The 4,459-nt window shown below is 32.0% G+C and carries 6 protein-coding genes; 5 read left to right on the top strand and 1 reads right to left on the bottom strand.

All coding sequences use genetic code 11. The features are described from left to right. Window positions 1-3: 3 nt before the first annotated feature. Window positions 4-234, bottom strand: a complete 231-nt coding sequence (locus ASHG_RS04650; RefSeq protein ID WP_004815884.1) for an RNA polymerase sigma factor — start codon at window positions 232-234, stop codon at window positions 4-6. A gap of 57 nt (window positions 235-291) precedes the next feature. On the opposite strand from ASHG_RS04650, the gene ASHG_RS04645 reads away from it, so the two are divergent. The 5 genes from ASHG_RS04645 (at window position 292) to ASHG_RS04630 (ending at window position 4,422) form a co-directional block, all read left to right on the top strand. Next, a complete protein-coding gene (locus tag ASHG_RS04645; RefSeq protein WP_004815883.1) occupies window positions 292-1,452 on the top strand; it encodes an AI-2E family transporter in 1,161 nt (386 codons plus the stop codon). A 50-nt stretch (window positions 1,453-1,502) separates the two neighbouring features. Then, entirely contained in the window at window positions 1,503-2,234 is a 732-nt protein-coding gene (locus ASHG_RS04640; protein WP_004815882.1) for a hypothetical protein, read from the top strand. 43 nt (window positions 2,235-2,277) lie between these two features. Further along, complete coding sequence (hemW, locus tag ASHG_RS09120) at window positions 2,278-2,916, top strand: radical SAM family heme chaperone HemW (protein WP_167320521.1); 639 nt, start codon at window positions 2,278-2,280, stop codon at window positions 2,914-2,916. After that, entirely contained in the window at window positions 2,906-3,403 is a 498-nt protein-coding gene (locus ASHG_RS09115) for a HemN (protein ID WP_004815880.1), read from the top strand. The genes hemW and ASHG_RS09115 overlap by 11 nt, the downstream gene beginning before the upstream one ends. Window positions 3,404-3,468: 65 nt before the next feature. Beyond that, window positions 3,469-4,422 carry a 3-hydroxyacyl-CoA dehydrogenase gene (locus ASHG_RS04630; RefSeq protein ID WP_004815879.1) on the top strand — a complete coding sequence of 318 codons (954 nt, stop codon included), beginning with the start codon at window positions 3,469-3,471 and terminating at the stop codon, window positions 4,420-4,422. The last annotated feature ends 37 nt before the right edge of the window (window positions 4,423-4,459 follow it).

Raw genomic sequence — 4,459 nt, 5'->3', positions numbered from 1 at the left:
AAACTACCAGCTAAGCTGGTAGTTTTGATTATAGTAGTTGATGTAAGTATTTTTTGCTATAGTAAAAATATAGGCCTTAATATTTCTAGTATTTTCTATTTTCTTACTATTATTTATGACTTTTAGAAAAGTTTCGCTTGTTATATCCTGGGCTACGTCCTTATTTTTACTCAAAGAGAGCAAAAATCTATAAACATCTTCAAAGTATATTCTATATATTTTTTCGATATCCATTTTGCCCTCCTCACTCTTTTTGATATAATAATATTATCAAATATTAAAGGAGATGCCATGAGAAATAAAGAACTTTATGAAAGGATATTTTTACGAACAACAATTATTATTTTAACCATATTATTTTTATTATTCCTTGCACCAGCCCTATTAAATGCCCTCATGCCCATAATACTAGCTCTAGTAATCGTGGGATTATTGGCACCATCTATAAGAAAGATTGACCATATCCTGCCAATCAAACACAAGGCGGTATCCTACCTGCTTGGTACAATCCTGCTCTTGCTTCTATTATTTTTCTTGGTATGGTTTGTTCAGTTTATAGTAAATCAAGTCTCTGGCTTGGTAGGTAATATCATTAGCAATTGGGATAAGATTGTATCTTCTGTAAATACTTGGATCAATGATGCCAATTCACAGATTAACCTCATGCCAGACTATGTATCAAACACAATAAGGTCTGGACTTAAGTCTTTGTATGAATGGTTGGGTAGCTTACAAAAAAACGCAATCAATATTACCTTTGGCTTTACCCAAGCTTTTATAAATACCTCCAATGAAATAATATTTTTTGTGATTACTTTTGTAGTTGCATTTTATATAATACTTGGCGATATGCAAAATGTTTATGATAAATACCATCTATTGATACCAGAAAAGTCAAAGAATAACCTTTCTTTGATAAGGGCTGTCTTTAAGAATTCAACCTGGAATTATATAAAATCCCAACTAAAACTAGCCTTTCTGTGCACAATAATAATGGCGATTTTCCTGTTTTTCATAGGCCAACAATACTTCATGCCAATAGCCCTAATATTAGGATTTGTAGACCTACTTCCTATGATTGGTCCTATAATAGTCCTCTTGCCATGGTCAATAATAGAACTACTTATCTTTGATAATACCATAAAATCCTTAGGACTATTGATTGTATTGACAGCTTGGACTGGGCTTAGACAAGTCATAGCTCCAAAGGTAATAGGAAGTTCTGCAGATATACACCCAATTCTATCAGTTATAGCTCTTTATGCTGGACTTAAACTTTTTGGAGTGATGGGAGCCATATTGTTGCCAGTTGTATTTATATTTATTGTAGGAATTTATAGGTCTGGAATAATTGATAATTGGATTTATGATTATAAACTATTTTTTAAATATATTAGTGATACATTAAACATTGGAAAAAGAAAACTGGATATTCCAGATGAAGAAAATTAAAAATTAAGTATAGTGTTCTTAGTGATAACAATTATCAGTAAGGAGATATTATGGATAAATTTCAAGTTAAGATTTTGGATATAAAAGAAGAATACAAGTATGTATGGACATATACCTTAGAAAAACCCGATGATTTAAATTGGGATGAGGGTTCTAGCTTTCATCTGGCTCTACCAGGTTACGATGAGACAGGAGAGGTAAATAAAAAACTAATTCATCACTTAAGTATAAACACACTTACAAGTGAGGGGAATATTAGATTTACTACAAAAATTCCTATAAGAAAATCACCTTTTAAGAAGACTTTATCGATTCTTAAGATTGGAGATACAGTAACAATTTTTAAGCTAAAATCTCACATGTCCTTAAAAAGAGAAAATAGACCGCTTGTTGCCCTTTCTCAAGGTCTTGCAATGTCAACTATTAGGCCACTTATAAAAAGATTTGAAGAAGATAACACAGATATTCCAGAATTCATAAGTGTAAATGTAAATACCAAGGATACTCATCTTTACGAAAGTGATTTTGAAAATATTGACGGATCACTTTTAGTCAAATATTGGCTAGATAGTAGAAGCGACTATCTTGAGAAAATAAAAGAGCTTGCTAATGATAGGTCAGACTCATATTTTTATGTGGTTGGTAGCGAAAATTTCTTGTTGGATACTCTATTTGTTTTATTAGAAGAAGGAATAAGTGAACAAGCCATTGTTATCGATAAGGATAAGGAAAAAAGAGATATCTTTTTACAAAGCTTAGAAAATTATAATATTATATACTAAAAATTGATGGCATTGCCATCTTTTTTTATATAAAGGAGAAAAAATGGAAAAAGTTGGATGCTACATACATATTCCTTTTTGTCAAAAAAAGTGCTATTACTGTGATTTTTGTGCATATATGAATGTAGAAAATAGGGTTGAACCCTATATAAAAAATTTAATAAAGGAAATTAAGCTCTACCAAGAAAGACTAAATATAGAAATAGATACTATTCACATAGGTGGGGGTACTCCTTCTTATGTAGATGCAAAATATATTGAAGAAATAGTAAATGAAATAAAGAAATTTAAGATAGAGAAAATAAAAGAATTTACCATAGAATGTAATCCAAACTCTATATCTAAGGAAAAACTAGCAATCTATAAGGATATTGGTATCAATAGGATTTCTCTTGGTGTCCAATCTTTTGATGATGAAGTCTTAAAAGAAATTGGCAGAAATCATACAGCGGATATTGCCCTAAAAGATATAGATATGATCAGGGATGCTGGCTTTGACAACTTATCCTTTGACCTCATGCTCAATCTTCCAAGGCAAACTTATAAGTCTGTTAAAAATGAACTAGCTATGGTAAAAAAGATTTCTCCTGAACACATATCATGGTATTCTCTTATTCTAGAAGAAGGATCAAGATTTTATGCTTTAGATAAAAAAGGGCAAGCTAGACTTGATGGAAGATGACCTAGAGGTAGATATATTTTCATTTCTTGTTGATGAATTAGATAAATTGGGACTTAAAAGATATGAGATATCTAATTTCGCAAGATTTGGGAAGGAATCAATTCATAACAAGAAATATTGGAATATAGATGACTATATAGCCTTTGGCCTGGGAGCTTCGGGATTTTTATCCAATAAGAGATATAACAACACTAGAAATTTTGTAAAATATGACAAGGCTATTAGAGAAGCTAGGTATCCTATCGTTTTTGAAGATTTTATAGATAAGGATGAAAGAGAAAAGGAATATATTATCTTTAAGCTTAGAGAAAGCTCTGGTATAAATCTATTAGAGTTTAAGGAAAAATTTGCTTGTGATTTCTTAGTTAAATATAAGGATGTGATAGAAAAATTCAAGGACCAGGATTTTTATAAGCTTGATGATAATTTCTATTTTACTAAAAAAGGAATGAGTCTTTCCAATGAATTCTATATTGAAATCATTTAAACTTTAGTGAATTATATTTTCCTAAGTGGGTAAATATCATATAGAACATAGAAGGAGATTATATTATGGAAATTAAAAAAGTTACTGTTGCAGGCGGTGGAGTTTTGGGAGCTCAAATTGCCTATGCCGCTGCCTTTCATGGTTTTGACGTTACTATATGGGGAAGAAGCGAAGGTTCGATTGAAAGAGCTAAGCCAAGGATTAACAAGGTATATGAGACTTATACGAAAGAATTGGAACTTGCACCAAGATACATCGGAGCAGAATTCCCAAACTATCCTAGGTCATTTTTTGATGATGTTAAGGATATAAATTTAGAAAAGATCGAAGAGTTAAAGAAAAATAACGAAAAAGCCTACAAAGATTTAAAATACACAGTCGACTTAGAAGAGGCCTTTGCTGATTGTGATCTTGTTATAGAGGCTATAGCAGAGAAAGTTGACGAGAAAAGGGCCTTTTATGAGAAGATTAAGGATATCTTAAAGGATGACGCAATACTTGCTTCAAACTCTTCAACCTTTATGCCATCAATGCTTAAAGACTTCACTGGAAGAGAAGAAAGATTCCTTCACTTACACTTCGCAAACAGTATCCATAGACAAAATTTAGCAGAAGTTATGGGTCATGATACTACAAGTAAGGAAGTTATAGATATTGTAGCTCAATTTGCAAGAGATATAGGAATGTATCCTGCTATTATAAAGAAAGAGAATCCCGGCTATATCTTAAACTCAATACTCGTTCCTCTATTAGATGCAGCTCTCGCTCTTTACGGAGATGATATTGCGGAGCCAAAAGATATAGATATGGACTGGAAGATAGGATCAGGTTCGCCAAAGGGTCCTTTCGAGATGATCGATATAATAGGAATTAATACCGTAATTAATGTTACTAGCACTAGAGAAGATGCCAAGGATCCATCAACTCCTATGGGCAAGGCTCTTAAGAAACTTAAAGAAAGAGAAGCCAAGGGACTTAAGGGAATTGAGACAGGAGAAGGCTTCTACAAATACAGATAAATTAATAATGCTTCTGAGCTTAAGTCTTGGGAGCATT

Source organism: Anaerococcus senegalensis JC48 (genome assembly GCF_000321005.1).
Taxonomy (GTDB): Bacteria; Bacillota; Clostridia; order Tissierellales; family Peptoniphilaceae; genus Anaerococcus; species Anaerococcus senegalensis.
This window is presented reverse-complemented; position numbering and strand designations above follow the sequence as displayed.

Excerpts from the sequence above, each read along its gene's own strand:
- ASHG_RS04650 (WP_004815884.1), bottom strand. The coding sequence starts at position 234 with ATGGATATCGAAAAAATATATAGAATATACTTTGAAGATGTTTATAGA.
- ASHG_RS04645 (WP_004815883.1), top strand. The coding sequence starts at position 292 with ATGAGAAATAAAGAACTTTATGAAAGGATATTTTTACGAACAACAATT.
- ASHG_RS04640 (WP_004815882.1), top strand. The coding sequence starts at position 1,503 with ATGGATAAATTTCAAGTTAAGATTTTGGATATAAAAGAAGAATACAAG.
- hemW (WP_167320521.1), top strand. The coding sequence starts at position 2,278 with ATGGAAAAAGTTGGATGCTACATACATATTCCTTTTTGTCAAAAAAAG.
- ASHG_RS09115 (WP_004815880.1), top strand. The coding sequence starts at position 2,906 with ATGGAAGATGACCTAGAGGTAGATATATTTTCATTTCTTGTTGATGAA.
- ASHG_RS04630 (WP_004815879.1), top strand. The coding sequence starts at position 3,469 with ATGGAAATTAAAAAAGTTACTGTTGCAGGCGGTGGAGTTTTGGGAGCT.